The organism is Hydrogenophaga sp. OTU3427 (assembly GCF_038440225.1).
Lineage (GTDB): Bacteria > Pseudomonadota > Gammaproteobacteria > Burkholderiales > Burkholderiaceae_C > Hydrogenophaga.
On sequence record NZ_JASATI010000005.1, the window covers coordinates 141422 to 167204 of the forward strand.

A 25783-nucleotide genomic window follows, 5' to 3' on the forward strand; every position below is an offset into this window, starting at 1 on the left:
GTTGGCCGATGTCAGCGGGCCAGGCGCTGTGGCGACAGGGCGGCCACGTCGATGGCCGGGCTGCGGCCGGCCAGCGTGTCGGCCAGCGCGCGGGCGCTGCCACCGCTGAGGGCCCAGCCGCTGGAGCCGTGGCCCAGGTTGAGCCACAGGCCGGGCACGAGGCTGGCGCCCACCAAGGGCGGGCCTTCGGGCAGCATGGGGCGCGCGCCTTTCCAGGTCTGCATCTGGCCGCCGGTGCGGCTGTAGCGCGCGGCACCGGGAAACCAGTCGTTGAGCACCTTGTGCAGGGTGCTGAAGGCGTGTTTGCCGTGGCGGTCCACCCGGCCACCGATCTCGGCGCCACCGGCCACACGCACGCGCTGGCCCAGGCGCGAGATGGCGACCTTGTAGCGTTCGTCCATCACGCCCGAGACCGGTGCGTCCATGTCTTCGCGCACCGCCACGCTGACTGAGTGGCCGTAGACAGCGGTGAGCGGGATCGACACGCCCAGCGGGCGCGCCAGCTCGGCGCTGTGCACGCCGGCGCACAGGACCACGGCATCGAATGCCTGCGCCTGGGGGGGCGAGCCGTCACGCGTGCGCGTCCACACCCGGGTTGGCGCCATCTCCAGCCGGGCGACCTCGGTGTTGAACTCGAAGCGGCAACCCAGGCGCTGGGCCTCGTCCTTGAGCTGCAGCGCGAATTGCCGGCAGTTGCCGACCTCGTCGCCGGGCACATGCACCGCGCCAAACAGCGCGGTGTCGTTGTTGAGCGCCGGCTCCACCGCGCGGGCCACGTGGGCCGGCACCTCGTTGAAGGGCACGCCGAGTTCACGCAGCAGCTGCAGGCCCGGTTGCACCATGGCGTTGTCCTGAGCGTCGCGCAGCAGCACCAGGAAGCCGTCGCTGCGGTCGTACTGCAGTTGCAGGTCGTGGGTCAGTTGGTGCAGGCGCTCGCGGCTGTAGAAGGCCAGCTGTTGCAGCTGCTGACGGGTGGCGAGGTAGGTGTCGGGTGTGCAGGCGCGCCACCAGCGCCACATCCAGGCGATGTCGCGCGCCGACAGCGGCCAGGCCAGCTTGACCGGGCCGTGGGCGCTGAACAGGTGGCGCATCACCTTGGCCGGCATGCCGGGCGCGGCCCAGGGTGTGACGTAACCCGGGGCGACGATGCCGGCGTTGGCGAAGCTGGTTTCCTCGGCCGCCGCCGAGCGCCGTTCGAACACGGTCACCTCGTGGCCGTCGGCGCTGAGTTCGTAAGCGGTGGTGACGCCGATGATGCCGGCGCCGATGACGGCAATTTTCATGAGGTTCTCGAAAGGACCGCTTCCACCAGCTGCGCCACGTGCAGGACGCCGTCGTCGCGCCCGGCGCCGTGCCAGAGCATCAGCCCGACCGGCAGTTCGTCGGCATCGTGGCAGGGCAGGGACAGGGCGCAGCCGTCCAGCAGGTTGACCAGGGCCGGGTTGCGAAGCAACTGGCCGTTGAGGGCAAAAAACGCCGCGTCGCGTTCCGCACCCGGTGCCACCGTGGCGATGGTTGGCGCCACCAGGGGCACGGTGGGCGAGAGCAGTGCGTCAAACGGGGCGATGCGGCGTTCGACCCGGGCGATCCAGTCCTGCCGCGCGCGCAGCAGGTCGATGTAGTCGGCTGCCTGCATCTGGCCGCCGCCCCGTATGCGCAACAGCACGCGCGGATCGTAGAGCGCGGCGTGGTCTTCCAGCCAGGGGCGGTGCAGGGCGTGGGCTTCGGCGGCCGAAAAACTGCCACGGGCCTGCATCTGGGCCGCCTCGGTCAGTTCGGGCAGGGAGATGGTGTCGATGCGTGCACCGGCGGCCGACAGGTGGCTCACGCTGCGCTCGAAGGCCCGCGCGACCGTGGCGTCCAGGCCGTCCAGCACCAGGTCGCGCGGCACGGCCAGGCGGCAGGCCCGCAGGTCGCCACCGCCGCGTGTCACGCGGCGCGCCGCCAGCACCTCGTGCAGCAGCACGGCATCGCGCACGCTGCGTGTCATGGCCGACACGGTGTCCAGGGTGGTGGACAGCGGAAAGGCACCATCGGTGGGCACCAGGCGCGCCGTGCTCTTGAAGCCGACGATGCCACACAGCGCGGCGGGGATGCGGATGGAGCCGCCGGTGTCGCTGCCCAGCGCGGCCCAGGCGGCGCCTGTGGCCACGCTGACGGCGCCCCCCGAGGATGAGCCGCCTGGGATGCGCGGCGTGGTGGTGTCGCAGGGGTTGGCGGGCGTGCCGTGGTGGGGGTTGACGCCCACGCCGGAAAACGCGAACTCGCTCATGGTGGTGCGCCCGGCCAGCACCGCGCCGGCCGCCCGCAGCCGGGCCACGGCCGTGGCGTCCTCGCTGGCGGCGGGCCGGGCGATGCCGTCCGGCCCGAACAGGCGGGAGCCGGCGGTGGTGACCTGGCCGCGCACGTCGAACAGGTCCTTGACCGACACCGCCAGGCCGGCCAGCGGGGTGTGGGACAGGGTGGGGCCGTGCTGGCGGGCCAGTTCCTGCAACTGGGCGTGGGTGTTGGCAGCGTCGGGTGCCAGCACCCAGGCGTGCTGGCACGCCGGGTTGTGGGCGACCGCCAGCGAGGCGTCCAGCAGCGACCGGGCGGTGTGGGTGCCGGTGGCCATGGCCAGGCGGGCGGCGATGATGTCGTGGGGTAACCGGGTGTCGCTCATGCGCCGATTGTGTGCGAGGCCAGGGCCGGTTTCGGCGCTGGGGAGGGAAGTGTTGCGTTGCAGCAATGGGGCGCCCGATGCTGCTACAATCCTTGGGTTTTGCTGCCAGGGGGCAGGTTCTCCGTCGAGGCATTTTTTGCCCAGATGGTCAAAACAATCGCAAGCCGCTCCAACCGGGTGTCTTCGCTTCCTGCGTGCGGGACGGAGATCGGGGGCGGCTTCAGTCCCAACCTTTGGAAAGAAAGTATCCCATGTCCATTTCTATGCGCGAAATGCTGGAAGCCGGTGTCCACTTCGGTCACCAAACCCGCTTCTGGAACCCCAAGATGGCTCCGTACATCTTCGGTCACCGCAACAAGATTCACATTGTCAACCTCGAAAAGACGCTGCCCCTGTTCGAGGAGGCCGCCAAGTTCGTGCGTCAGCTGTCCGCCAACCGCGGCACCATCCTGATGGTGGGCACCAAGCGCCAGTCGCGTGACATCGTGGCCCAGGAAGCCCGCCGCGCCGGCGTGCCCTTCGTCGACCAGCGTTGGCTGGGCGGCATGCTGACCAACTTCAAGACGGTCAAGACCTCCATCAAGCGCCTGAAGGAAATGCAGGCCCAGAAGGAAGCCGGCCTGGACAACATGAGCAAGAAAGAACAGCTCATGTTCGCCCGCGAAATGGAAAAGCTGGAAAAAGACATCGGCGGCATCCAGGACATGAACGCCCTGCCGGACGCGATCTTCGTGATCGACGTCGGTTTCCACAAGATCGCCATCCAGGAAGCACAGAAGCTGGGCATTCCGCTGGTGGGCGTGGTCGACACCAACCACTCGCCGGTCGGCATCGACTACGTGATCCCTGGCAACGACGACTCGGCCAAGGCCGTGGCGCTGTACGCCCGCGGCATCGCTGACGCCATCCTCGAAGGCCGCGCCAACGCGGTGAACGACGTTGTCAAGGCCGTGGCCACTGGCGGCGACGAGTTCGTGGAAGTCAAGGAAGAAGCTTCCGCCTGAGCTGCGCAAGCCGGCTGAAAAGGGGCTCTTGTGGCCCCTTTTTCGTAGCCCCTCGCCGCATCCATATCCCCTGAACATGTCAAGGCCCGTGTGGCCGCTGGAGAAAACAAGATGGCAATTACCGCAAGCATGGTCGCTGAACTGCGCGCCAAGACCGACGCTCCCATGATGGAGTGCAAGAAAGCCCTGACCGAAGCCGAAGGCGACCTGGTCAAGGCCGAAGAGCTGCTGCGCGTCAAGCTGGGCACCAAGGCCGGCAAGGCCGCCAGCCGCGTGACCGCCGAAGGCGTGGTCGCCAGCTTCATCAATGGCAACACCGGCGCGCTGATCGAAGTCAACTGCGAAACCGACTTCGTCACCAAGAACGACAGCTTCCTGGCCCTGGCCAATGCCGCCGCCAAGCTGGTGGCCGAGCACAACCCCGCTTCCGTCGAGGCCCTGGGCGCCCTGCCTTACGCGCAGGACAGCTTCGGTCCCACGCTGGAAGACGTGCGCAAGGGCCTGATCGGCAAGATCGGCGAGAACATGAGCTTCCGCCGCTTCAAGCAGTACAACGGTGGCGCCAAGCTGGCCAGCTACCTGCACGGCACCCGCATCGGCGTGGTGGTGGAGTTCGACGGCGATGAAACCGCCGCCAAGGACACCGCCATGCACATCGCCGCCATGAAGCCGGTCTCGCTGTCCAGCGCCGACGTGCCGACCGACCTGATCGAAAAAGAGCGTTCGGTGGCCACCGCCAAGGCGGCCGAGTCCGGCAAGCCGGCCGACATCGCCGCCAAGATGATCGAAGGTTCGGTGCAGAAGTACCTCAAGGAAGTCTCGCTGCTGGACCAGGTCTTCGTGAAGGCCGCCGACGGCAAGCAGACCGTGGGCCAGTACCTCAAGTCCACCAACACCACCGTCAAGGGCTTCACCCTGTACGTGGTGGGTGAGGGCATCGAGAAGAAGGTCGACGACTTCGCGGCCGAAGTGGCTGCCCAGGTGGCGGCTGCCAAGGGCGCCTGATCCACGCCCCGAAAAGGCGGGACCGTCGCTGACGGGGCCCGCCTTTTTTTCGCGTGCTCAAAGGGGTGTTCGCCCAAGCTGCCGGCAGGCGGCGGCGATACACTCCCAAGACACCGCCGGATTCCAATATTCTTGAAAGCCAAAGGTCGTACATGCCAGCATACAAGCGAATTCTCTTGAAATTGTCGGGTGAAGCCCTGATGGGCGACGATGCCTTCGGCATCAACCGGGCCACCATCGTGCGCATGGTCGAAGAGATCGCTGAGGTGACCCGCCTGGGGGTGGAAGTCGCGGTCGTGATCGGCGGCGGCAACATCTTCCGCGGTGTCGCGGGGGGCTCGGTCGGCATGGACCGCGCGACGGCCGACTACATGGGCATGCTGGCCACGGTGATGAATTCGCTGGCCCTGGCCGATACCATGGACAAGGCGGGTCTGGTGGCGCGTGTGATGTCCGCCATTTCCATCGAGCAGGTGGTGGAGCCCTATGTGCGGCCCAAGGCGCTGCAGTACCTGGAAGAGGGCAAGGTCGTGATTTTTGCCGCCGGCACCGGCAACCCGTTTTTCACCACCGATACCGCGGCCGCCCTGCGTGGCGCCGAGATCGGGGCCGAGATCGTGCTCAAGGCGACCAAGGTGGATGGTGTGTATTCCGCCGACCCCAACAAGGACCCGTCGGCCACCCGCTACACCTCCATCAGCTTCGACGAGGCCATGGGCAAGAACCTGCAGGTGATGGACGCCACCGCCTTCGCGCTGTGCCGAGACCAGAAGCTGCCGGTCAAGGTGTTCAGCATCTTCAAGCACGGCGCGCTGCGCCGGGTGGTGTTGGGTGAAGACGAGGGCACCCTGGTGCACGTGTGAGAATTGCGGGTTGAGAAGAAACCGTTGAGGACCAGCCATGACGATTGACGAGATCAAGAAAAACACCGACCACAAGATGCAACAGTCCATCGAGGCGTTCAAGAACGCCTTGAGCCGCGTGCGCACCGGGCGTGCCAACCCGCAGTTGCTCGACACCGTGCACGTGGACTACTACGGCTCCATGGTGCCGCTCTCGCAGGTGGCCAACCTGACCCTGATCGATGCCCGCACCATCGGCGTGGCGCCGTGGGAAAAAGGCATGGGCGCCAAGATCGAAAAGGCCATCCGCGAGTCGGACCTGGGCCTGAACCCGTCCAGCCAGGGCGACCTGATCCGCGTGCCCATGCCGCCCATGAGCGAGGAGCGCCGCAAGGAACTCACCAAGGTGGTGCGCAGCGAAGGCGAAAACGCCAAGATCGCGGTGCGCAACCTGCGCCGTGACGCCAACGAAGCCGTCAAGAAGCTGGTCAAGGACAAGCTGGCTTCGGAAGACGACCAGAAACGCGCCGAAGCCGACATCCAGAAGGCGACCGACAAGCGCATTGTCGAAATCGACCACCTGGTCGCGGGCAAGGAGCAGGACATCCTGGCCGTGTGACCCTCCGTCCGAACGCCGACCCTTTCTCCATGGTGCCTCACCACATCGCCATCGTCATGGATGGCAACGGCCGTTGGGCTAACAAGCGTTTCATGCCGCGTGTGGCCGGTCACCGCCAGGGCCTGGAGGCCTTGCGCCGCTGCATACGCCTGTGCATGGACCGGGGCGTGGCGGTGCTGACCGTGTTTGCCTTCTCGTCCGAGAACTGGGCACGCCCGGCCGACGAGGTGTCGGGCCTGATGGACCTCATGGCCGGCGCCATGGGCCGCGAGGTGCCGACCCTCAAGCAGAACGGCGTTCAATTGCACTTCGTCGGCGACCGGCGCGGCCTGTCCGACAAGGTCTGCCAGGGCTTCGATCAGGCCGAGGCGCAGACCGCGGACAACCGCCGGCTGGTGCTCAACGTCTGCTTCAACTACGGCGGCCGCTGGGACATCGCCCAGGCGGCCGACCGGGCGGCGGCCAAGGGCCTGCCGATCACGCCCGAGGGCCTGGCCGCCGAACTGTCGCTGGCCCACGTGCCCGATCCCGACCTGCTGATCCGTACCGGCGGCGAACTGCGGGTGAGCAACTTCCTGCTCTGGCAGTTGGCCTATTCGGAACTGCATTTCAGCGACGTCCTGTGGCCGGACTTCGACGCTCCCCACCTGGACGAAGCCATCACCGCCTTTGCCGGCCGCGAGCGCCGCTTCGGCAAAACCTCGGCCCAGGTCGGCGGTGTGTCCGCAGACCCTGGCGCCTCCGTCGCCACCTCCACCTGACGTTCCCCGCGGGACGCGCCTCCATGCTCAAGCAACGCGTCATCACCGCCCTGGTGCTGCTGGCCTTTCTGCTGCCGGCCCTGTTCTACCGCGAGGCCTGGGCCTTCAACGCCCTCATGCTGGCGTTCATCGCCGCCGGCGGCTGGGAATGGGGTCGGCTCAACCGCCTGGGCATGACCGCTTCGCTCGCGCTGGGCGCGTTCACACTGCTGCTGTGTGTGGCCAGCTGGCTGGGCGGCCTGCTGGACCAGCCGTCCCTGCGCGTGTGGCTGCCCGCCGGAGTGGCCTGGGTGGTCGTGGGCGCCTGGCTGCTGCGCGCCGGTGTCGCGGGCTGGCCGCAGGTGCCCGCGCCACTGCGCCTGGCCGGTGGCGTGCTGGCCCTGTGGCTGACCTGGCTGGCCGTGGCCCAGGCGCGTGTGATCGGCATCAACTTCCTGTTGTCGGTGCTGGTGCTGGTGTGGGTGGCCGACATCTTTGCCTACTTCGCCGGCCGCGCCTTCGGCACCCGGCTGGTGGCGCGCAAGCTGGCGCCGGCCATCAGCCCCGGCAAGAGCTGGGAGGGCGTGATGGGCGGCATGGCCGGTGTGCTCATCCTGGCGCTGGTCTGGGCCTGGGCCGATGGCCACTGGGCGGCACCGGTGCGCAGCTTCTACAGCCACCTGGCCAACGGCGGCACGCTCCTGCTGGTGCTGGTGGCGCTGGGCATGGCGGCCATGAGCGTGGTCGGCGACCTGGTCGAGTCGCTGATCAAGCGCAGCGTGGGCGCCAAGGACAGCAGCGGGCTGCTGCCCGGCCACGGCGGCGTGCTCGACCGCGTCGATGCCCTGCTGCCCACCTTGCCCCTGGCCATGATGTTCTACACCCTATTGACCTGATGAAACAGCGCCTGGCCATTCTTGGTTCCACCGGCTCCATCGGCACCAGCACGCTCGACGTGGTGGCCCGCCATCCCGAGCGGTTCGAGATCTTTGCCCTCACCGCCGCTTCGCGCGTGGAGGAACTGCTGCAGCAATGCCTGCGTTTCCAGCCCCGCTACGCGGTGATGGTGGAGGGCGCCCGCGCGGCCGATCTGGCCCAGCGCCTCAAGACCCATGGCTCGGCCACCCGCGTGCTGTCCACGCCGGCCGACCTCGAATGGGTGTCCGCCCACGACGAGGTCGATGCGGTGATGGCCGCCATCGTCGGTGCGGCGGGCCTGGCGCCCTGCCTGGCCGCCGCGCGTGCCGGCAAGCGCCTGCTGCTGGCCAACAAGGAAGCGCTGGTTGTCGGCGGTGAGGCCTTCATGGCCGCGGTGCGCGAGGGCGGGGCCACGCTGCTGCCCATCGACAGCGAACACTCGGCCATCTTCCAGTCCCTGCCCGACGACCCCGCCACCTGGGCCCAGCGCATCGACCGCATCATCCTGACCGCGTCGGGCGGGCCCTTCCGCACCCGCGACCCGGCCACGCTGCACGCGGTCACGCCGGAACAAGCCGTGGCCCACCCCAACTGGGTGATGGGGCGCAAGATTTCGGTCGACTCGGCCACCATGATGAACAAGGCCCTCGAGGTGATCGAGGCACGCTACCTGTTCAATGTCGCACCCGAGCAGATCGAGGTGGTGATCCACCCGCAAAGCGTGGTGCATTCCATGGTGCAGTACCGCGACGCCTCGGTGGTGGCCCAGCTCGGCACGCCCGACATGCGGGTGCCCATCGCCTACGGCCTGTCGTGGCCGGAGCGCATCGAGAGCGGCGCCGAGCGGCTGGATTTCCGGCGCCTGGCCGCCATGACCTTCGAGGCCCCGGACGCCGCCCGGTTTCCCGGCCTGGCCCTGGCCTGGGACAGCCTGCGGGCCGCGCCGGGCACCACGGCGGTGCTCAACGCCGCCAACGAGGTCGCCGTGGCCGCCTTTCTGGACCGGCGGGTGCGTTTTGACCAGATCCATGCGGTCAACCTGGAAACTTTGTCGGCCCTGAGCTTCTCTGAACCCCAGTCCCTGGCCGATCTGCTGGCCTTGGACCAACAGGCACGTGCCGTCGCCGAGCAGGTGGCCTCGCGCCTGCCGGCCTGATGTCCTTTTCGGAGACCCCATGATTCTCACGGTGCTGGCCTTTGTGCTTGCCCTCGCGCTGCTGATCGCGGTGCACGAGTACGGGCACTACCGCGTGGCGGTGGCCTGTGGCGTCAAGGTGCTGCGGTTTTCGGTCGGCTTCGGCAAACCGCTGCTGCGCTGGCGCCCGCGTCGCCAGCGGCCGGGGCAGGACACCGAATTTGTCTTGTGTGCCGTGCCGCTGGGCGGTTACGTGCGCATGCTCGACGAGCGCGAGGCGCCGGTCGACGCGGCCGAACGCCACCTGGCCTTCAACACCCAGCCGCTGCGTTCGCGCGCCGCCATCGTGGCCGCCGGCCCGCTGGCCAACCTGGGCCTGGCCGTGCTGCTGTACGCCCTGGTGGCCTGGATGGGGGTGGAGGCGCCGCGCCCCATCCTGTCCACCCCGCCCCCGGCCTCGCTGGCCGAGGCGGCGGGCCTGCGCGCCGGCGAATGGGTGCGACAGGCCGCGGTGGCCGATGGCGAGCCCGCGGACGTGCGTTCGTTCGACGAGCTGCGCTGGCAGCTGACCCAGGCCGCGCTGGACGGCGAGGACATGGCCTTGTGGGTCGGCGAGGGCGAGAACGGTTCCCTGCGCCGCGTCGTGCTGCCCCTGGCCCAACTGCCGCAGCGCGAAGCCGATGCGGCCATGTTCCAGCGCATCGGCATCGTCTCGCCCTGGTCGGCGCCGGTGATCGGCGGCGTCTTGCCCGACGGCGCCGCGCGGCAGGCCGGCCTGCGCGAAGGCGACCGGGTGTCGTCGGTGGATGGCCAGCCCATCGTCGATGCTCAGACGCTGCGGGCCCGCATCCGCGCCGCGGTGGACGGCAGTGGCCGGGCATCGGCACAACGCTGGGTGGTTGAGCGTGACGGCGGGCGCATCGATCTGGTGGTCGCGCCACGCCCCGAGCAGGTGGACGGCGCCTGGATTGGCCGCATCGGTGCCCTGGTGGGCGCGCCGCCGGCCATGGTCGAGGTCAGCGAAGGCCCCTGGGATGGCATCACGCACGCCTTTGTCCGCACCGGTGAGGTGTCCTGGCTGACTCTCAAGATGATGGGGCGCATGCTGATCGGCGAGGCCTCGCTGCGCCACATCAGCGGCCCCATCACCATCGCCGACTACGCCGGCAAGTCCGCCAGCATGGGCCTCACCGCCTACCTGACCTTCATGGCCCTGATCAGTGTCAGTCTCGGCGTGCTGAACCTGCTGCCGCTGCCCGTCTTGGACGGTGGGCACCTGATGTATTATCTTTGGGAGGGGGTGTCCGGGCGCGCCGTCTCCGACGCCTGGATGGAACGCTTGCAGCGTGGCGGCGTGGCGGTGCTGATCATGCTCATGTCGCTTGCCTTGTTCAATGATGTGGCCCGAATACTGGGCTGATGCCAGTCAATACATGAAACAACTCAAACAGGGCCTGCGCGGCCTCGCGCACGGTGCGCTCGTGTCCTCTTTGCTGGCGGTCTTGCCGGCCTGGGCGGTCGACCCCTTTGTGCTGCGTGACATCCGTGTCGAAGGCCTGCAGCGGGTCGAACCCGGTACGGTGTTCGGTTCCTTGCCCTTTCGCATCGGCGAGACCTACAACGACGACAAGGGTGCCAGCGCCATCCGGGCCCTGTTTGGCCTGGGCCTGTTCTCCGACGTGCGCCTGCAGGTCAGCGGTGACGAGCTGGTGGTGATCGTCGAGGAGCGCCCGTCGGTGGCCGACGTTTCCTTCAGCGGCATCAGTGAGTTCGACAACGAGACCCTGCGCAAGGCCATGCGCGAGGTGGGCCTGTCCGAGGGCCGACCGTTTGACCGTGGCCTGGCCGACCGCGCCGAGCAGGAGCTCAAGCGCCAGTACATCAACAAGAGCCTCTATGCCGTGCAGGTGGTGACCACCGTCACGCCGATGGAGCGCAACCGCGTCAACGTCAACTTCAGCGTGGTCGAGGGCGACATCGCCAAGATCAAGGACATCCGCATCGTGGGCAACCAGGCCTACAGCGAGTCGACCCTGCGCGGCCTGTTCGACCTCGACACCGGCGGCTGGATGAGCTGGTACACCAAGTCCGACCGCTACACCCGCGCCAAGCTCAACGCCGACATCGAGTCGCTGCGCTCCTACTACCTGTCGCGCGGCTACCTCGAGTTCCGCATCGACTCCACCCAGGTGGCCATCTCGCCCGACAAGAGCGAGATCACCATCACCATCAACGTCAGCGAAGGCAAGCGATTTGTCGTGTCCTCGCTGCGGCTGGCCGGCGACTACCTGGGCCGGGAAGACGAGTTCCGCAAGCTGATCCGCTTCGATGCGGGCGAGCCCTACAACTCGGTGCACGTCGCCGACACCATCAAGGCCTTCACCGACCATTTCGGTGAATTCGGCTACGCCTTCGCCCGTGTCGACGCCGTGCCCGACATCGACCGCGACAACGGCCGCGTGGCCTTCGTGCTGCAAGCCGATCCGTCGCGCCGCGCCTATGTGCGCCGCATCAACATCGAAGGCAACCTGCGCACCCGCGACGAGGTGATCCGGCGCGAGTTCCGCCAGTTCGAATCGGCCTGGTACGACAGCGACCGCATCAAGCTCTCGCGTGACCGCGTCGACCGCCTGGGCTTCTTCACCGAGGTGCGCATCGACACCCAGGAGGTGCCCAACGCGCCGGACCAGGTCGACCTCAACATCAAGGTGGTCGAGAAGCCGACCGGCAACGTGTCCGTGGGTTTTGGCTACTCGCAGTCCGAGAAGCTGGCCCTGCTGGCCGGCATCCAGCAGGAAAACGTGTTCGGTTCCGGCAACTACTTGGGCCTGAACGTCAACACCAGCAGCTACAACCGCCAGATCGTGCTGAGCAGCGTCGATCCCTACTTCACGCAGGACGGGGTCTCGCGCAGCCTGGACATCTACTACAAGACCACCCGGCCCTTGCTGGCCCAGGGCGGTGATTACAGCCTGGTCACGCCCGGCGCCAGCGTGCGTTTCGGCGTGCCCTTCACCGAGACCGACACGGTCTACTTCGGTGTCGGTGTCGAGTCCACCCGCATCAAGGCCGGCACCCAACTGCCCGTGGCCTACCAGGAATACGCCGACGTGTTCGGCACCAGCAGCACCTCGGTGCCTTTCACCATCGGCTGGACCCGCGACAAGCGCGACAGCGCGCTGGTGCCCACCGATGGCCGCTACCAGCGTTTCAACTCCGAGCTGGGCCTGGCGGGCGACACCCGCTACGTCAAGGCCAACTACCAGATCCAGCAATACTGGCCGCTGAACCGCCAGTTCACCCTGGCGGTGAACGGCGAAGTGGGCTGGGGCAAGGGTCTGGGCGGACGGCCTTTCCCGCTCTTCAAGAACTTCTACGGCGGCGGCCTCGGCTCCGTGCGCGGCTTCGACCAGGGCACCCTGGGCGGCACCAGCACTTTGGTGGACGACGCTTCCAAGACGGTCTACATCGGCGGCTCCAAGAGCGTCGTGCTCAACACCGAGCTGCTGATGCCCTTCCCGGGGGCTGGCAACGACCGCACCCTGCGCCTGTTCGGTTTTGTCGACGTGGGCAACGTCTACACCGACGACCAGAAGCTCTCGCTGAGCGATCTGCGGGCCTCGGCCGGCATCGGCGTGAGCTGGATTTCACCCATTGGTCCCCTGCGCTTCGCCCTGGCCAAGCCCATTCGCAAGAAGGCTGGCGATAAAATGCAGGCCATTCAGTTCCAGATCGGTACCTCGTTTTGATGAAACACTCCTCCCGCTCCCTGCTGCGCGCAGTTGGTTTTGCCGCGGCTTCCGGCCTGGTGGCGCTGTCGGCGCTGGCGCAGGATTTCCGCATCGGCTTCGTCAACACCGACCGCATCTTCCGCGAGGCCACCATCGCCAAGGCCGCCCAGGTCAAGCTGGAGGCCGAGTTCTCCAAGCGCGAGAAGGAAATCGAGGGCATGGGCACCCAGCTCAAGACCGCGTCCGAGCGCTTCGAGCGCGATGCGCCGACCTTGTCTGAAGCCCAGCGTGGGACCCGCCAGCGCCAACTGGTCGACCAGGACCGCGAATTCCAGCGCAAGCGCCGCGAATTCCAGGAAGACCTCAACGTGCGCAAGAACGAAGAGCTGCAAGCCGTGCTGGAGCGCGCCAACCGCGTGATCAAGCAGGTGGCCGAAGCCGAAAAATACGACCTCGTGATCCAGGAAGCGGTCTACATCAACCCCAAACACGACATCACCGAAAAAGTGATCACCGGGTTGAACAACGCCACCAAGTGACGCCGTCATGACCCTCGGCGCCCGACTCGACGCCATCGTCGCGGCGCTCGGAGGTGAACTCATCGGCTCGGGCGAGACGTTCATCGAACGCCTCGCCCCGCTCGACACCGCGGCAGGCCACGCCATTGCCTTTGTGGCCCATGTGCGTTACGCCAGCCAGATCGAGACCACCCAGGCCGGCGCGCTGATCGTGTCGCCCGCCCTCGCCGAACGGGCGTCCGCGCGCGGACCCTGCATCGTCAGCGACAACCCTTACCTGTATTTCGCCCGACTGACCCAGTGGTGGCGGGCCACCCAGGACCCGCTGCCCGTGGCGGCCGTGCATCCCAGCGCCTGGATAGACCCCACGGCTGTGCTGGGTGCCAACGTCGCCATCGGACCTTTTGTGGTGGTGGAGGCGGGCGCGCGCATCGGCGAGGGCACCCGCATCGGTGCCCATGTCACGGTCGGCCGTGGCTGTGTCATCGGCCGCCGCTGCATCCTGCATCCCGGCGTGGTCATCGGCGCCGACGGTTTTGGCTTCGCCCAGCATGAAGGCCAGTGGATCAAGATCGAGCAGCTGGGCGCGGTGCTCATCGGCGATGACGTGGAAATCGGGGCCAACAGTTGTGTCGACCGTGGTGCGCTGGACGACACCGTGATCGAGGACGGCGTCAAGCTCGACAACCTGGTCCAGATCGGCCACAACGTCCACATCGGCGCCCACACGGCGATGGCCGGCTGTGCCGGCGTGGCCGGCAGCGCCCGCATCGGCCGCCACTGCACCGTGGGCGGCGGTGCTGTCGTGCTGGGCCACCTGAGCCTGGCCGACCACGTGCACATTTCGGCCGCCTCGGTGGTGATGCGCTCCATCCACCAGCCGGGCCAGTACAGCGGCGTGTTTCCCTTGGACGACAATGCGTCCTGGGAAAAGAACGCCGCCACGCTCAGGCAACTGCACCGCCTGCGCGAACGCATCAAGACACTCGAAAAATCAGAACGACCATGATGGACATCCACCAGATCCTCAAGCAACTGCCCCACCGCTACCCCATCCTCCTGGTCGACCGCGTGTTGTCCATCGAGAAGGGCAAGACCATCCAGGCGCTCAAGAACGTCACCATCAACGAACCGTTCTTCACCGGCCACTTTCCGCACCGTCCGGTGATGCCGGGCGTGCTGATGCTGGAGGCCATGGCCCAGACCGCGGCCCTGCTGGCCTTCGATACCCTGGGTGTCACGCCCGACGACAAGACCGTCTACTACTTCGCCGGCATCGACGGCGCGCGCTTCAAGCGCCCGGTCGAACCAGGTGACCAGCTCATCATGGACGTCAGCCTGGAACGCATGAAGGCCGGCATCTTCAAGTTCAAGGGCGTCACCCGCGTGGGCGCCGACGTGGCCTGCGAGGCCGAGCTGATGTGCACCATGCGCACCATTGCCTGAGGGCGTGGCCATGACCGGCACGGCTGCGCTGATCCATCCCACCGCGATCGTCGACCCTGGCGCCGAACTCGACAGCTCGGTCTCGGTTGGCCCCTACACGGTGATCGGCCCCCACGTGAAGGTGGGCGCTGGCACCCGCATCGGCCCACATGCGGTGATCGAGGGTCACACCACCATCGGCAAGGACAATCGCATTTTCCAGTTCACCTCGCTGGGCGCGGTGAACCAGGACAAGAAGTACAAGGACGAGCCCTGCGAGCTCATCATCGGTGACCGCAACACCATCCGCGAGTTCAGCACCTACCACATCGGCACGGTGCAGGGCGGCGGTGTCACGCGTCTGGGTGACGACAACTGGATGATGGCCTACACCCACCTGGCGCACGACTGCGTGGTGGGCAGCCACACCATCTTTGCCAACAACGCGCAGATCGCCGGCCACGTGGTGGTGGACGACTGGGTGATCCTGGGCGCCTACACCTGCGTGCACCAGTTCGTGCGCATCGGCGCCCACGGCATGACCGGCATGGGCTCGGTGCTGCTGGCCGATCAGCCGCCCTTTGTGATGAGCGAAGGGCATCCGGCCGGTGCGCGCTCGATGAATTTCGAGGGACTGCGCCGGCGCGGTTTTTCGCCCGACCGCATCGCCGCCGTCAAGGCCATGCACAAGGCGCTCTACCGCGAAGGCCTCACGCTCGAACAGGCCCGTGGCCGCATCGGTGAGCTTGCGGCCAGCCATCCCGAAGCCACGGCCGACGTGGCCCTGATGCTGGATTTCCTGGCCGCCACGACGCCGCAACGCGGCATCGTGCGCTGACCGTGCCTCCCATCCCACCAGCGGCGCCCGTGCCCGCGGACCCGGCGCGGCGTTTTGCCATGGTGGCGGGCGAAAGCTCGGGCGACCTGCTGGCGGGCCTGCTGCTGGATGGCCTGCACCGGCGCTGGCCCGGCCTGTTGGCGCAGGGTATCGGTGGCCCGGCCATGGCGCAGCGCGGCTTCGAGGCCTGGTGGCCGCAACACAAACTCGCCGTGCGTGGGTACGTCGAGGTCCTGCCCCACCTGCGCGAGCTGCTGGCCATGCGCCGCGAGCTGGGCGACCGCCTGCTGACCCGGCGGCCCGACGTGTTCATCGGGGTCGATGCCCCTGATTTCAATTTTGATCTGGAGCTGCGCCTGCGCGAGGCCGGCATCAAGACCGTGCATTTCGTCAGCCCCTCCTTCTGGGCCTGGCGGGCCAAGAAGGTCGACAAACTGCGGCGCGCGGCCGATCACGTCTTGTGCATCTTCCCTTTCGAGCCCGAGCTGCTGGCCGCCCACGGCGTGCCCGCCACCTACGTGGGCCACCCCATCGCCAACATGGTGCCGCTGGTGCCCGACCAGGCCGCCGCGCGCGTGCGGCTGGGCCTGCCCCTGGACGCGCCGGTGGTCGCCTTGCTGCCCGGCAGCCGCGCGTCCGAAATCCGCCACCTGGCCCGGCGCTTTTTTGCCGCCGCGCGCTTGATGGTGGCCCGTGTGCCCGGCCTGCGGCTGGTGCTGCCCACCTTGCCCGCGCTGCGATCCGAGGTCGAGGCCGCGGCCCGCGCCGAGGGTTTTGACCCCGCGGCCGGCGGCGTGCTCAGCATCATCGACGGCCAGTCGCATGCGGTCCTGGCCGCCTGTGACGTGACCCTGATCGCCAGCGGCACCGCCACGCTGGAGGCCGCGTTGTTCAAGCGGCCCATGGTGATCGCTTACCACATGCCCTGGCTCAGCTGGCAGATCATGAAGGGCAAGCGCCTGCAGCCTTGGGTGGGCCTGCCCAACATCCTGTGCGGGGACTTTGTCGTGCCCGAGCGCCTGCAGGCCGACGCCACCGCCGAGCGGTTGGCGCAGGACGTGCTGGACTGGCTGGCCGCACCTGAGAAAATCACGGCTCTGCAACAACGTTTCACGGCCTTGCACCACACGCTGCAGCGCGACACCGCCCAACTGGCCACCGATGCGATCCAACAAGTTCTTGAAGGCTGAACAGGCGCCACTGCCCTGGGACGTGCCCGGCCTCGTGGCGGGCGTCGACGAGGCGGGCCGGGGTCCGCTGGCCGGCCCGGTGGTGGCCGCCGCGGTCATCCTCGACGACCTCAATCCCATCGTCGGCCTGGCGGACTCCAAGAAGCTCAGCCCGGCCCGGCGCGAGCGCCTGTTCGATGAAATCCGCGCCAAGGCCTTGTGCTGCTCGGTGGCCGAGGCCTCGGTCGAGGAGATCGATCGCCTCAACATCCTGCAGGCCACGATGCTGGCCATGCGCCGCGCCGTCGAGGGCCTGCGCCTGGCGCCGGCCAAGGTGCTGGTCGACGGCAACCGCCTGCCGCCGCTGCCCATGCTGGCCGAGGCCATCGTCAAGGGCGACAGCAAGGTGGCCGCGATTTCCGCCGCCTCCATCCTGGCCAAGGTCACCCGCGACCGCTGGTGCGACCGCTACCACACCGAGTTTCCGGCCTACGGCTTCGACGGCCACAAGGGCTATGGCACGGCCGAGCACCTGGCCGCCTTGCGCCAGCACGGGCCCTGCCCGCAGCACCGCAGGAGCTTTGCGCCGGTGGCCCAATCCTTCAAGATGTCGACATGAACGAAGCCGTCCACATCGCCTCGCGCGACAACGCCCTGGTCAAGGAGCTCAAGCGCCTGGCCGGCGACAACGCGGCCTACCGCCGCCTGGGACGCGTCTGGCTGGAGGGCGATCACCTCTGCCGTGCCGCGCTGCAGCGCGGCGTGCGGCCGGCGCTGGCGGTCTTCAGCGAGAGCCTGTGGCCGACCGCGCCCGCCGAATGGCGCAGCGCGGCCCCGCGCAACGTGGTGCTGGCCGATGCCCTGTTTGCCGACATCAGCGCGCTCGAATCGCCCGCTGCCATGGGCTTTGTGCTGGACTGGCCGGCCGCGCCCGAGGTCTTGCCCGATGCGCCCACGGTGGTGTTGGACCGGGTGCAGGACGCCGGCAACGTCGGCTCCATCCTGCGCAGCGCGGGCGCCTTCGGTTTCCGCCAGGTGATCGCGCTCAAGGGCTCGGCGGCCCTGTGGTCGCCCAAGGTGTTGCGGGCCGGCATGGGCGCCCACTTCGGGCTGCGGCTGGTCGAATCGGCCGACGGGGCGGCACTGGAGGCCCTGCAGGTGCCGCTGGTCGTGACCAGTTCCCACCTCGGGCGGGACCTGCACCGTTGCCGTGTACCCATGCCCTGTGCCTGGGTCATGGGGCACGAAGGGCAGGGCGTTTCCCCGGCCCTGGCGGCACGCGCCGCGCTGGCGGTGCGCATTCCGCAGCCGGGAGGCGAGGAGTCGCTCAACGTGGCCGCCGCCGCCGCCATCTGTCTCTACGCCAGCATCGCCCAGCCATGAAAACCTGGCGCCGCGTCCTGTGTGCCGTGACCGCCTGCCTGGCGCTGGCCAGCATGGCCGCTGCGCCGGCCGAGCCGCGTTTTGCGGTGTCGGAGGATGGCGACTACATCATCGACCTCAAGGCCAGGCTTGCCTGGCCGCGCTGCGTCGAAGGCATGGTCTGGAATGGCAAGACCTGCACCGGCCAGCCTCAGCTGTTCGATCACACGCAGGCGGCGGCCCACGCCCTGGCGCGCTGGAAGGCCGAGGGCGCGCGCTGGCGCCTGCCCCACACCACCGAACTGCAACGGCTGGTGGACAAGTCCCTGCCCGGGCAAGGGCTGGACCCGGCGCTGTTTCCGCAGGCGCCACGGCAGTGGCACTGGTCGGGCACCGCCAACATCAACACCGGCGGCAAGGTCAATCCCTACAGCTACGACAACGTCCAGCAGGGCCGCACGGCGGAAAACGCGAACCGCATGGGTTTTCTGCACGGCTGGGCGGTCAACCTGGTGACGGGCGAAGCCCGCAACGATGTGACCAAACGCACCCCCTTGCCACTGCGCCTGGTGCGGCCGGCTTTCTGAGCGCTGCGGTCCGCCCAGTGGGGTTTGGCCGAGGGCGAGCGGCTATAATTCGAAGGTTTACCCGCAACCTGCGCGCACCCGCAGCGAATCCCCTTCGCGAAGTCCTCACTCCTCCACTGCCGCCGGCTGTTCAGCCGGCTCGCGTCTGGCTGAGAGCGGCTCAAATGAGGGTGCGCCTCCCAAGGAGTTACCCGTGTTTCCCGTCCTGCCCCCCGCCATCCTCGCGCTTGCAGACGGCACGGTCTTTGTTGGTCATTCGATCGGAGCCACCGGCTCCACCGTCGGCGAGGTGGTGTTCAACACCGCCCTCACCGGCTACCAGGAAATCCTCACCGACCCCAGCTACTGCCGGCAGATCGTGACCCTCACGTACCCGCACATCGGCAACTACGGCGTCAACCTGGAAGACATCGAAGCCAACAAGGTCCACGCCGCTGGCCTGATCATCAAGAACCTGCCGCTGCTGGCGTCCAACTTCCGCCTGTCGATGACGCTGTCGGACTACCTGGTGCGCGAGAACACCGTGGCCATCGCCGACATCGACACCCGCAAACTGACCCGCCTGTTGCGCACCCAAGGCGCGCAGAACGGCTGCATTCTGGCGCTGGCCGCCGGTGAAGCCGTCACCCAGGCCGTGATCGACAAGGCCGTGGCGGCCGCCCAGGGCGCGCCCAGCATGGCCGGCCTGGACCTGGCCAAGGTGGTGTCGTCCACGACGGCCTACCCCTGGACCGAAACCGAGTGGAAACTGGGCTCGGGCTACGGCAACCAGAGCTCGCCGCGTTTCCACGTGGTGGCCTACGACTTCGGTGTCAAGAAGAACATCCTGCGCATGCTGGCCGAACGTGGCTGCAAGGTGACCGTGGTGCCCGCGCAAACCTCGGCCGCCGAGGTGCTCAAGCACCAGCCCGACGGCATCTTCCTGTCCAACGGCCCGGGCGACCCGGAACCCTGCGACTACGCCATCGAAGCCGCCAAGACCCTGATCGAGACCGGCATCCCCACCTTCGGCATCTGCCTGGGCCACCAGATCATGGCCCTGGCCTCGGGTGCCAAGACCTTCAAGATGAAGTTCGGCCACCACGGCGCCAACCACCCGGTGAAGGACCTCGACACCGGCCGCGTCAGCATCACCAGCCAGAACCACGGCTTCGCGGTGGACGAAACAACGTTGCCCGCTAACCTGCGCGCCACCCACATCAGCCTGTTCGACAACACGCTGCAGGGTCTGGCCCGCACCGACAAGCCGGCCTTCTGCTTCCAGGGTCACCCGGAAGCCTCGCCCGGCCCGCACGACATCTCGTACCTGTTTGACCGCTTCACGGCACTGATGGAGCAGCACAAAAATGCCTAAGCGTTCCGATCTCAAAAGCATTCTCATCATCGGCGCCGGCCCCATCATCATTGGCCAGGCCTGCGAGTTCGACTACTCCGGCGTGCAGGCCTGCAAGGCGCTGCGCGAAGAGGGTTACAAGGTCATCCTGATCAACAGCAATCCCGCGACGATCATGACCGACCCGGCCACGGCCGACGTCACCTACATCGAGCCCATCACCTGGCAGACGGTCGAGAAGATCATCGCCAAGGAACGGCCCGACGCCATCCTGCCCACCATGGGCGGACAGACCGCGCTGAACTGCGCACTGGACCTGTGGCACCACGGCGTGCTGGACAAGTACAAGGTCGAGCTGATCGGCGCCACGCCCGAGGCCATCGACAAGGCCGAGGACCGCCTGAAGTTCAAGGACGCGATGACCAAGATCGGTCTCGGCTCGGCGCGCTCGGGCATCGCCCACAGCATGGACGAGGCCTGGGCGGTCCAGAAGAACGTCGGCTTCCCGACCGTCATCCGCCCCAGCTTCACGCTGGGCGGCACCGGTGGCGGCATCGCCTACAACCCGGAAGAGTTCGAGACCATCTGCAAGCGCGGCCTGGAAGCCTCGCCCACCAACGAGCTGCTGATCGAGGAATCGCTGCTCGGCTGGAAAGAGTACGAGATGGAAGTGGTGCGCGACAAGGCGGACAACTGCATCATCGTCTGCTCGATCGAGAACCTGGACCCCATGGGCGTGCACACCGGCGACTCCATCACCGTGGCGCCGGCCCAGACGCTGACCGACAAGGAATACCAGATCATGCGCAACGCCTCGCTGGCGGTGCTGCGTGAAATTGGCGTGGACACCGGCGGCTCCAACGTGCAGTTCTCGGTCAACCCCAAGGACGGTCGCATGATCGTCATCGAGATGAACCCGCGCGTGTCGCGGTCCTCGGCACTGGCCTCCAAGGCCACGGGTTTTCCGATCGCCAAGGTGGCGGCCAAGCTGGCCATCGGCTACACGCTGGACGAGCTGCGCAACGAGATCACGGGCGGCGCCACGCCGGCTTCCTTCGAGCCCTCGATCGACTACGTGGTGACCAAGATCCCGCGTTTTGCCTTCGAGAAGTTTCCCGCCGCCGATTCGCGCCTGACGACCCAGATGAAGTCGGTCGGCGAGGTCATGGCCATGGGCCGCACTTTCCAGGAATCCTTCCAGAAGGCCCTGCGCGGCCTGGAAGTGGGCGTGGACGGCATGAACGAGAAGACCCAGGACCGCGAGATCCTGGAGCGCGAACTCGGCGAGCCCGGTCCCGACCGCATCTGGTACGTGGGTGACGCCTTCGCGGCCGGCTGGTCGCTGGACGAGGTGCACGACATCACCAAGATCGACAAGTGGTTCCTGGTGCAGATCGAGGAGATCGTGAAGATCGAACTCGAACTCGACAAGATCGCTGCCGCCAAGGGCGACAACGCGCTGGCTTCGCTGGACGCCGGCACGCTGCGCAGCTTGAAGCAAAAAGGCTTCTCCGACCGCCGCCTGGCCAAGCTGCTCAAGACCACCGACACCGCCGTGCGCAACGCGCGCAAGGCCTTGAACGTGCGCCCGGTCTACAAGCGGGTGGACACCTGCGCGGCCGAGTTCGCCACCAACACCGCCTACCTGTACTCCAGCTACGAAGCCGAGTTCAGCGAGTGCGAGGCCGAGCCCACCAGCAACAAGAAGATCATGGTGCTGGGCGGTGGTCCGAACCGCATCGGCCAGGGCATCGAGTTCGACTACTGCTGCGTTCACGCAGCGCTCGCGATGCGCGAGGACGGCTATGAAACCATCATGGTCAACTGCAACCCCGAGACCGTGTCGACCGACTACGACACCTCGGACCGCCTGTACTTCGAGCCGCTGACACTGGAAGACGTGCTGGAGATCGTCGACAAGGAAAAGCCGGCCGGCGTGATCGTGCAGTACGGCGGCCAGACGCCACTCAAGCTGGCACTGGGCCTGGAGGCCAACGGCGTGCCCATCATCGGCACCAGCCCCGACATGATCGACGCCGCCGAGGACCGCGAGCGTTTCTCGGCCTTGCTGCGCGAACTCAACCTCAAGCAGCCGCCCAACGCCACCGCCCGCACCGAAGCCGAGGCGCTGGAAAAGGCCAGTTCCCTGGGCTACCCGCTGGTGGTGCGTCCCAGCTACGTGCTGGGCGGCCGGGCGATGGAAATCGTGCACGAGCAGCGCGACCTGGAGCGCTACATGCGCGAAGCGGTCAAGGTGAGCAACGACTCGCCGGTGCTGCTGGATCGCTTCCTGAACGACGCCATCGAGTGTGACGTGGACTGCCTGCGCGACCCCGAGGGCAAGACCTTCATCGGCGGCGTGATGGAGCACATCGAGCAGGCCGGCGTGCACAGCGGCGACTCCGCCTGCTCGCTGCCACCCTACAGCCTGAGTGCCGAGACCATCAACGAGATCAAGCGCCAGAGCGCGGCCATGGCCGCATCGCTCAACGTGGTGGGCCTGATGAACGTGCAGTTCGCCATCCAGCAGATCGACGGCAAGGACGTGATCTACGTGCTGGAAGTGAACCCGCGTGCCTCGCGCACCGTGCCCTTCGTGTCCAAGGCCACCGGCATCCAGCTGGCCAAGGTGGCGGCGCGCTGCATGGTCGGCCAGACCCTGGCCTCGCAAGGCATCACCCACGAGGTCACGCCGCCGTACTTCAGCGTCAAGGAGGCGGTGTTCCCCTTCGTCAAGTTCCCGGGCGTGGACACCATCCTCGGCCCCGAGATGAAGTCCACCGGCGAGGTGATGGGCGTGGGCAAGACCTTTGGCGAAGCCTTCGTCAAGAGCCAGCTGGGCGCTGGCACCCACCTGCCACGCCCGCACAAGGCCGACGGCACGCCCTCGGGCAAGGTGTTCCTGACGGTGAAGAACAGCGACAAGCCACGCGCCGTGGCCATCGCGCGCGAGCTGGCGGCCATGGGCTTCGAGCTGGTGGCGACCAAGGGCACGGCCGCGGCCATCACGGCGGCCGGTGTGCCTTGCGGCACCGTGAACAAGGTGACCGAAGGCCGCCCGCACATCGTGGACATGATCAAGAATGGCGATATCGTGCTGGTCATCAACACGGTGGAGGAGCGCCGCAACGCCATCGCCGATTCGCGCCAGATCCGCACCTCGGCCCTGTTGGCCCGTGTGACCACTTTCACCACCATTTTCGGCGCCGAAGCCGCGGTGGAGGGCATGAAGCACATGGAGCAGCTGGACGTCTATTCGGTGCAGGAGCTGCACGCGCAGTTGCATTAAACTAGCTGCGAACAAGAAAAATCGAGACCGCCGCCAGGCGACTGGCGGCGGTTTCTCTTTTGACACAACGGAGATCAGAACCATGGCCACCATTCCCGTGACCAAGCGCGGTGCCGAAATGCTCAAGGCGGAGCTGCACAAGCTCAAGACCATCGAACGTCCTGGCGTGATCCAGGCCATTGCCGAGGCGCGTGCACAAGGCGACTTGAGCGAGAACGCCGACTACGACGCGGCCAAGGAGCGTCAAGGCTTTATCGAGGGTCGCATTGCGGAGATCGAGGGCAAGCTGTCGATCGCCCAGATCATCGATCCGTCCGGGCTGGACGCGGGTGGTCGCGTGGTGTTCGGCTCGACCGTGGAGCTGGAAGAGCAGAACACCGGCGAGCAGGTGAAATACCAGATCGTGGGCGAGGACGAGGCCGACCTGAAGCTGGGCCTGATCAACATCAGCAGCCCGATCGCGCGCGCGCTGATCGGAAAGGAAGAGGGCGACGTGGCCGACGTGCAGGCGCCCGGTGGCCTCAAGAGCTACGAAATCATCGGCGTGCGCTACGAGTGAGCGCCTGGCGCCACCCCCTGCTGACGCTGGTGGCCGCCCTGTGGTGGGGCGGTTCGGCCGCGTTGGCCTTCATTGCCGTGCCCACCCTGTTTGCCCATTTCGGCAACCCGGCGGTGGCGGGGCCGGCGGCCGCCAAGCTGTTCACGGCCATTGCCTGGCTGGTGGTGGCTTGCGGGCTGGCGCTGCTGCTCCTGGGGCGCAGCGATCGGCAGGGCCCCATCGGGCGGGGCCTGCCCTTCATCCTGCTGGCCATGCTGTGCATGCTGGTGCAGGAGTATGGCGTGTCCCACAAGATCCTGACCGCCCGCAGCACGGGCGCCAGCCTGGCGCTGTGGCACGGCGTGGGCAGCGCGCTGATCGGGGTGCAGTGGCTGTGCGCCACGCGGGTGCTGTGGCTGCTTGGTAGCCGCTCAGGTCGCTGAGTCGCCGCCGGGCCACCCCAAGGCGACTCGCGCCCCCTCGGGGGGCAACGAGCCACACGAAGTGGGCGAATGTGGCGGCGTTATGCCGAACGCTCGGCGCTCTCCAGGGTGTTGACCATCAACATGGTGATGGTCATGGGCCCCACGCCACCGGGCACCGGGGTGATGTGGCCGGCGACCGCCTTCACACCGTCGAAGTCCACGTCGCCACACAGCTTGCCGTCGTCGTTGCGGTTCATGCCCACGTCGATGACCACCGCGCCGGGCTTGACCATGTCGGCCGTCAGCACATTGCGCTTGCCCACGGCGGCCACGATCACGTCCGCTTGAAGCGTCATGGCCTTCAGGTCTTTGGTGCCGCTGTGGCAGATGGTCACGGTGGCGTTCTGCTGCAGCAGCATCAGCGCCATGGGCTTGCCCACGATGTTGCTGCGCCCGATCACGACCGCGTGTTTGCCCTTGAGCTCATAGCCGATGTTCTCCAGCATCTTCATGCAGCCATAGGGCGTGCAGGGCCAGAAGCCCGGCATGCCGGTCATCAGGGCGCCAGCGCTGGCGATGTGGAAGCCGTCCACGTCCTTTGCCGGCGAGATGGCCTCGATCACCTTCTGGGCGTCGATGTGGGCCGGCAGCGGCAGCTGCACCAGGATGCCGTGGATGGCGGGGTCGTGGTTGAGCGCCTCGACGCGCTTGAGCAGCTCGGCCTCGCTCAGGTCGGCGGTGTAGCGCTCCAGGATGGAGTGCATGCCAGTGTCCTCGCAGGCCTTGACCTTGTTGCGCACATAGACTTGGCTGGCCGGGTTGTCGCCCACCAGCACCACGGCCAGGCCGGGCGTCACGCCGCGCGCCTTGAGGGCGATCACGCGCTCGGTGACCTGTTGGCGGAGCTGGCGGGAGAGGGCATTGCCGTCGATCAGTTGTGCGGTCATGGTGGGCGGTCTTTCTTCAATGCAAAACGCCCGCTGGCGGCGGGCGTGAGGGTAGGGGGTGGCGGCTCAGACCTTGGCGGGCGTCTGGCCCAGGGCGATCTTGAGCAGGTCGGCCACGGTGTTGGCGTTGAGCTTTTCCATGATGTTGGCGCGGTGCGCCTCCACCGTCTTGATGCTGATGCCCAGGTCGTCGGCGATCTGCTTGTTCAGGCGGCCGGCAACGATGCGCTCCAGCACCTGGCCTTCGCGCGAGGTCAGCTTGGACAGCAGGGCGTCGCGGCTGGCGGCTTGCTGGTGGGTGGCAAAGGTGTCCTTGGCCCGCTCCAGCATGCGCTCGACCAGGTCGACCAGCTGGTCTTCCTTGAACGGCTTCTGGATGAAGTCCAGCGCGCCCTTCTTCATCGAATCCACCGCCATGGGCACGTCGCCGTGGCCGGTGATGAAGACGATGGGCAGGGGTGACTGGCGCTCGACCAGCCGGTCCTGCAGCTCCATGCCGGTCATGCCGCCCATGCGGATGTCGGCGATCAGGCAGGCCACCTCGCGCGAATCGTAGCGGCTCAGGAAGGCCTCGGCGGATTCGAAGCAGCGGACGCGGTAGTCCTTGCCTTCGAGCAGCCACTGCAGCGAATCGCGCACGGCCTCGTCGTCATCCACCACGTACACGGTACCTTTTTTGGGTATCAGACTCATCTC

Annotated in this window: 25 protein-coding genes; 21 read left to right on the top strand and 4 right to left on the bottom strand. The window is 67.3% G+C overall.

Features of this window, described 5'->3' with window-relative positions; all coding sequences use genetic code 11:
* Nucleotides 1-11: 11 nt before the first annotated feature.
* Together AAHB17_RS04980 and AAHB17_RS04985 are read right to left on the bottom strand one after the other, a co-directional pair.
* Entirely contained in the window at nucleotides 12-1283 is a 1272-nt protein-coding gene (locus tag AAHB17_RS04980; RefSeq protein WP_342129385.1) for a D-amino acid dehydrogenase, read from the bottom strand.
* Entirely contained in the window at nucleotides 1280-2662 is a 1383-nt protein-coding gene (locus AAHB17_RS04985; RefSeq protein ID WP_342129386.1) for an amidase, read from the bottom strand. Before AAHB17_RS04985 ends, AAHB17_RS04980 begins: the two co-directional genes overlap by 4 nt.
* A 251-nt stretch (nucleotides 2663-2913) precedes the next feature.
* Between AAHB17_RS04985 and rpsB the strand changes: the two genes are divergently transcribed.
* The 21 genes from rpsB (at nucleotide 2914) to AAHB17_RS05090 (ending at nucleotide 24158) form a co-directional block, all read left to right on the top strand.
* Nucleotides 2914-3666, top strand: coding sequence for a 30S ribosomal protein S2 (gene rpsB / locus AAHB17_RS04990; RefSeq protein ID WP_342129387.1), 753 nt, complete (start codon nucleotides 2914-2916; stop codon nucleotides 3664-3666).
* Between the two features lie 111 nt (nucleotides 3667-3777).
* A complete protein-coding gene (gene tsf, locus AAHB17_RS04995; protein ID WP_342129388.1) occupies nucleotides 3778-4671 on the top strand; it encodes a translation elongation factor Ts in 894 nt (297 codons plus the stop codon).
* A gap of 152 nt (nucleotides 4672-4823) precedes the next feature.
* The gene (gene pyrH, locus AAHB17_RS05000; RefSeq protein ID WP_342129389.1) at nucleotides 4824-5534 is read left to right on the top strand and encodes a UMP kinase; all 711 of its coding nucleotides are present in this window, start codon (nucleotides 4824-4826) and stop codon (nucleotides 5532-5534) included.
* A 37-nt stretch (nucleotides 5535-5571) separates the two neighbouring features.
* Nucleotides 5572-6132, top strand: a complete 561-nt coding sequence (gene frr / locus AAHB17_RS05005) for a ribosome recycling factor (protein ID WP_342129390.1) — start codon at nucleotides 5572-5574, stop codon at nucleotides 6130-6132.
* Nucleotides 6133-6161: 29 nt separating this feature from the next.
* Nucleotides 6162-6893: a polyprenyl diphosphate synthase gene (gene uppS, locus AAHB17_RS05010; protein ID WP_342129419.1), complete on the top strand. Its 732-nt coding sequence runs from the start codon at nucleotides 6162-6164 to the stop codon at nucleotides 6891-6893.
* Nucleotides 6894-6916: 23 nt separating this feature from the next.
* Nucleotides 6917-7768 carry a phosphatidate cytidylyltransferase gene (locus AAHB17_RS05015; RefSeq protein ID WP_342129391.1) on the top strand — a complete coding sequence of 284 codons (852 nt, stop codon included), beginning with the start codon at nucleotides 6917-6919 and terminating at the stop codon, nucleotides 7766-7768.
* A complete protein-coding gene (gene ispC, locus AAHB17_RS05020; RefSeq protein WP_342129392.1) occupies nucleotides 7768-8946 on the top strand; it encodes a 1-deoxy-D-xylulose-5-phosphate reductoisomerase in 1179 nt (392 codons plus the stop codon). The genes AAHB17_RS05015 and ispC overlap by 1 nt, the downstream gene beginning before the upstream one ends.
* A gap of 19 nt (nucleotides 8947-8965) precedes the next feature.
* Nucleotides 8966-10345: an RIP metalloprotease RseP gene (gene rseP / locus AAHB17_RS05025; protein ID WP_342129393.1), complete on the top strand. Its 1380-nt coding sequence runs from the start codon at nucleotides 8966-8968 to the stop codon at nucleotides 10343-10345.
* Nucleotides 10346-10358: 13 nt separating this feature from the next.
* The gene (gene bamA, locus AAHB17_RS05030; RefSeq protein ID WP_342129394.1) at nucleotides 10359-12674 is read left to right on the top strand and encodes an outer membrane protein assembly factor BamA; all 2316 of its coding nucleotides are present in this window, start codon (nucleotides 10359-10361) and stop codon (nucleotides 12672-12674) included.
* Nucleotides 12674-13195: an OmpH family outer membrane protein gene (locus AAHB17_RS05035; protein ID WP_342129395.1), complete on the top strand. Its 522-nt coding sequence runs from the start codon at nucleotides 12674-12676 to the stop codon at nucleotides 13193-13195. Before bamA ends, AAHB17_RS05035 begins: the two co-directional genes overlap by 1 nt.
* Before the next feature lie 7 nt (nucleotides 13196-13202).
* On the top strand, nucleotides 13203-14183 hold the full coding sequence (lpxD, locus tag AAHB17_RS05040) for a UDP-3-O-(3-hydroxymyristoyl)glucosamine N-acyltransferase (RefSeq protein ID WP_342129396.1): 981 nt from the start codon (nucleotides 13203-13205) through the stop codon (nucleotides 14181-14183).
* Nucleotides 14180-14620, top strand: coding sequence for a 3-hydroxyacyl-ACP dehydratase FabZ (fabZ, locus tag AAHB17_RS05045; RefSeq protein WP_342129397.1), 441 nt, complete (start codon nucleotides 14180-14182; stop codon nucleotides 14618-14620). The genes lpxD and fabZ overlap by 4 nt, the downstream gene beginning before the upstream one ends.
* A 10-nt stretch (nucleotides 14621-14630) precedes the next feature.
* Complete coding sequence (lpxA, locus tag AAHB17_RS05050; protein ID WP_342129398.1) at nucleotides 14631-15437, top strand: acyl-ACP--UDP-N-acetylglucosamine O-acyltransferase; 807 nt, start codon at nucleotides 14631-14633, stop codon at nucleotides 15435-15437.
* A gap of 59 nt (nucleotides 15438-15496) precedes the next feature.
* Nucleotides 15497-16627 (top strand): lipid-A-disaccharide synthase, encoded by a 1131-nt coding sequence (gene lpxB / locus AAHB17_RS05055; RefSeq protein ID WP_342129420.1) that lies wholly within the window; start codon nucleotides 15497-15499, stop codon nucleotides 16625-16627.
* Entirely contained in the window at nucleotides 16599-17225 is a 627-nt protein-coding gene (gene rnhB, locus AAHB17_RS05060; protein ID WP_342129399.1) for a ribonuclease HII, read from the top strand. The genes lpxB and rnhB overlap by 29 nt, the downstream gene beginning before the upstream one ends.
* The gene (locus AAHB17_RS05065) at nucleotides 17222-17989 is read left to right on the top strand and encodes a TrmH family RNA methyltransferase (RefSeq protein ID WP_342129400.1); all 768 of its coding nucleotides are present in this window, start codon (nucleotides 17222-17224) and stop codon (nucleotides 17987-17989) included. The genes rnhB and AAHB17_RS05065 overlap by 4 nt, the downstream gene beginning before the upstream one ends.
* Nucleotides 17986-18555: an Lcl C-terminal domain-containing protein gene (locus AAHB17_RS05070; protein ID WP_342129401.1), complete on the top strand. Its 570-nt coding sequence runs from the start codon at nucleotides 17986-17988 to the stop codon at nucleotides 18553-18555. Before AAHB17_RS05065 ends, AAHB17_RS05070 begins: the two co-directional genes overlap by 4 nt.
* Before the next feature lie 193 nt (nucleotides 18556-18748).
* The gene (gene carA / locus AAHB17_RS05075) at nucleotides 18749-19909 is read left to right on the top strand and encodes a glutamine-hydrolyzing carbamoyl-phosphate synthase small subunit (RefSeq protein ID WP_342129402.1); all 1161 of its coding nucleotides are present in this window, start codon (nucleotides 18749-18751) and stop codon (nucleotides 19907-19909) included.
* A complete protein-coding gene (gene carB / locus AAHB17_RS05080; RefSeq protein ID WP_342129403.1) occupies nucleotides 19902-23177 on the top strand; it encodes a carbamoyl-phosphate synthase large subunit in 3276 nt (1091 codons plus the stop codon). The genes carA and carB overlap by 8 nt, the downstream gene beginning before the upstream one ends.
* Nucleotides 23178-23259: 82 nt before the next feature.
* Complete coding sequence (gene greA / locus AAHB17_RS05085; RefSeq protein WP_342129404.1) at nucleotides 23260-23736, top strand: transcription elongation factor GreA; 477 nt, start codon at nucleotides 23260-23262, stop codon at nucleotides 23734-23736.
* A complete protein-coding gene (locus AAHB17_RS05090) occupies nucleotides 23733-24158 on the top strand; it encodes a DUF4149 domain-containing protein (RefSeq protein ID WP_342129405.1) in 426 nt (141 codons plus the stop codon). Before greA ends, AAHB17_RS05090 begins: the two co-directional genes overlap by 4 nt.
* An 80-nt stretch (nucleotides 24159-24238) precedes the next feature.
* Here AAHB17_RS05090 and folD read toward each other — a convergent pair whose 3' ends face one another.
* Nucleotides 24239-25087 (bottom strand): bifunctional methylenetetrahydrofolate dehydrogenase/methenyltetrahydrofolate cyclohydrolase FolD, encoded by an 849-nt coding sequence (gene folD, locus AAHB17_RS05095; RefSeq protein ID WP_342129406.1) that lies wholly within the window; start codon nucleotides 25085-25087, stop codon nucleotides 24239-24241.
* 66 nt (nucleotides 25088-25153) lie between these two features.
* Nucleotides 25154-25780 carry a response regulator transcription factor gene (locus tag AAHB17_RS05100; RefSeq protein WP_342129407.1) on the bottom strand — a complete coding sequence of 209 codons (627 nt, stop codon included), beginning with the start codon at nucleotides 25778-25780 and terminating at the stop codon, nucleotides 25154-25156.
* Between the last annotated feature and the right edge of the window lie 3 nt (nucleotides 25781-25783).

Bases quoted from the DNA above. Each gene is read 5' to 3' on its own strand.
- AAHB17_RS04980 (WP_342129385.1), bottom strand. From the start codon at position 1,283: ATGAAAATTGCCGTCATCGGCGCCGGCATCATCGGCGTCACCACCGCT.
- AAHB17_RS05015 (WP_342129391.1), top strand. From the start codon at position 6,917: ATGCTCAAGCAACGCGTCATCACCGCCCTGGTGCTGCTGGCCTTTCTG.
- rpsB (WP_342129387.1), top strand. From the start codon at position 2,914: ATGTCCATTTCTATGCGCGAAATGCTGGAAGCCGGTGTCCACTTCGGT.
- AAHB17_RS04985 (WP_342129386.1), bottom strand. From the start codon at position 2,662: ATGAGCGACACCCGGTTACCCCACGACATCATCGCCGCCCGCCTGGCC.
- bamA (WP_342129394.1), top strand. From the start codon at position 10,359: ATGAAACAACTCAAACAGGGCCTGCGCGGCCTCGCGCACGGTGCGCTC.
- lpxA (WP_342129398.1), top strand. From the start codon at position 14,631: ATGACCGGCACGGCTGCGCTGATCCATCCCACCGCGATCGTCGACCCT.
- lpxD (WP_342129396.1), top strand. From the start codon at position 13,203: ATGACCCTCGGCGCCCGACTCGACGCCATCGTCGCGGCGCTCGGAGGT.
- folD (WP_342129406.1), bottom strand. From the start codon at position 25,087: ATGACCGCACAACTGATCGACGGCAATGCCCTCTCCCGCCAGCTCCGC.
- ispC (WP_342129392.1), top strand. From the start codon at position 7,768: ATGAAACAGCGCCTGGCCATTCTTGGTTCCACCGGCTCCATCGGCACC.
- AAHB17_RS05070 (WP_342129401.1), top strand. From the start codon at position 17,986: ATGAAAACCTGGCGCCGCGTCCTGTGTGCCGTGACCGCCTGCCTGGCG.
- rseP (WP_342129393.1), top strand. From the start codon at position 8,966: ATGATTCTCACGGTGCTGGCCTTTGTGCTTGCCCTCGCGCTGCTGATC.
- AAHB17_RS05100 (WP_342129407.1), bottom strand. From the start codon at position 25,780: ATGAGTCTGATACCCAAAAAAGGTACCGTGTACGTGGTGGATGACGAC.
- rnhB (WP_342129399.1), top strand. From the start codon at position 16,599: ATGCGATCCAACAAGTTCTTGAAGGCTGAACAGGCGCCACTGCCCTGG.
- carB (WP_342129403.1), top strand. From the start codon at position 19,902: ATGCCTAAGCGTTCCGATCTCAAAAGCATTCTCATCATCGGCGCCGGC.
- pyrH (WP_342129389.1), top strand. From the start codon at position 4,824: ATGCCAGCATACAAGCGAATTCTCTTGAAATTGTCGGGTGAAGCCCTG.
- frr (WP_342129390.1), top strand. From the start codon at position 5,572: ATGACGATTGACGAGATCAAGAAAAACACCGACCACAAGATGCAACAG.
- uppS (WP_342129419.1), top strand. From the start codon at position 6,162: ATGGTGCCTCACCACATCGCCATCGTCATGGATGGCAACGGCCGTTGG.
- AAHB17_RS05035 (WP_342129395.1), top strand. From the start codon at position 12,674: ATGAAACACTCCTCCCGCTCCCTGCTGCGCGCAGTTGGTTTTGCCGCG.
- lpxB (WP_342129420.1), top strand. From the start codon at position 15,497: ATGGTGGCGGGCGAAAGCTCGGGCGACCTGCTGGCGGGCCTGCTGCTG.
- AAHB17_RS05065 (WP_342129400.1), top strand. From the start codon at position 17,222: ATGAACGAAGCCGTCCACATCGCCTCGCGCGACAACGCCCTGGTCAAG.
- fabZ (WP_342129397.1), top strand. From the start codon at position 14,180: ATGATGGACATCCACCAGATCCTCAAGCAACTGCCCCACCGCTACCCC.
- tsf (WP_342129388.1), top strand. From the start codon at position 3,778: ATGGCAATTACCGCAAGCATGGTCGCTGAACTGCGCGCCAAGACCGAC.
- greA (WP_342129404.1), top strand. From the start codon at position 23,260: ATGGCCACCATTCCCGTGACCAAGCGCGGTGCCGAAATGCTCAAGGCG.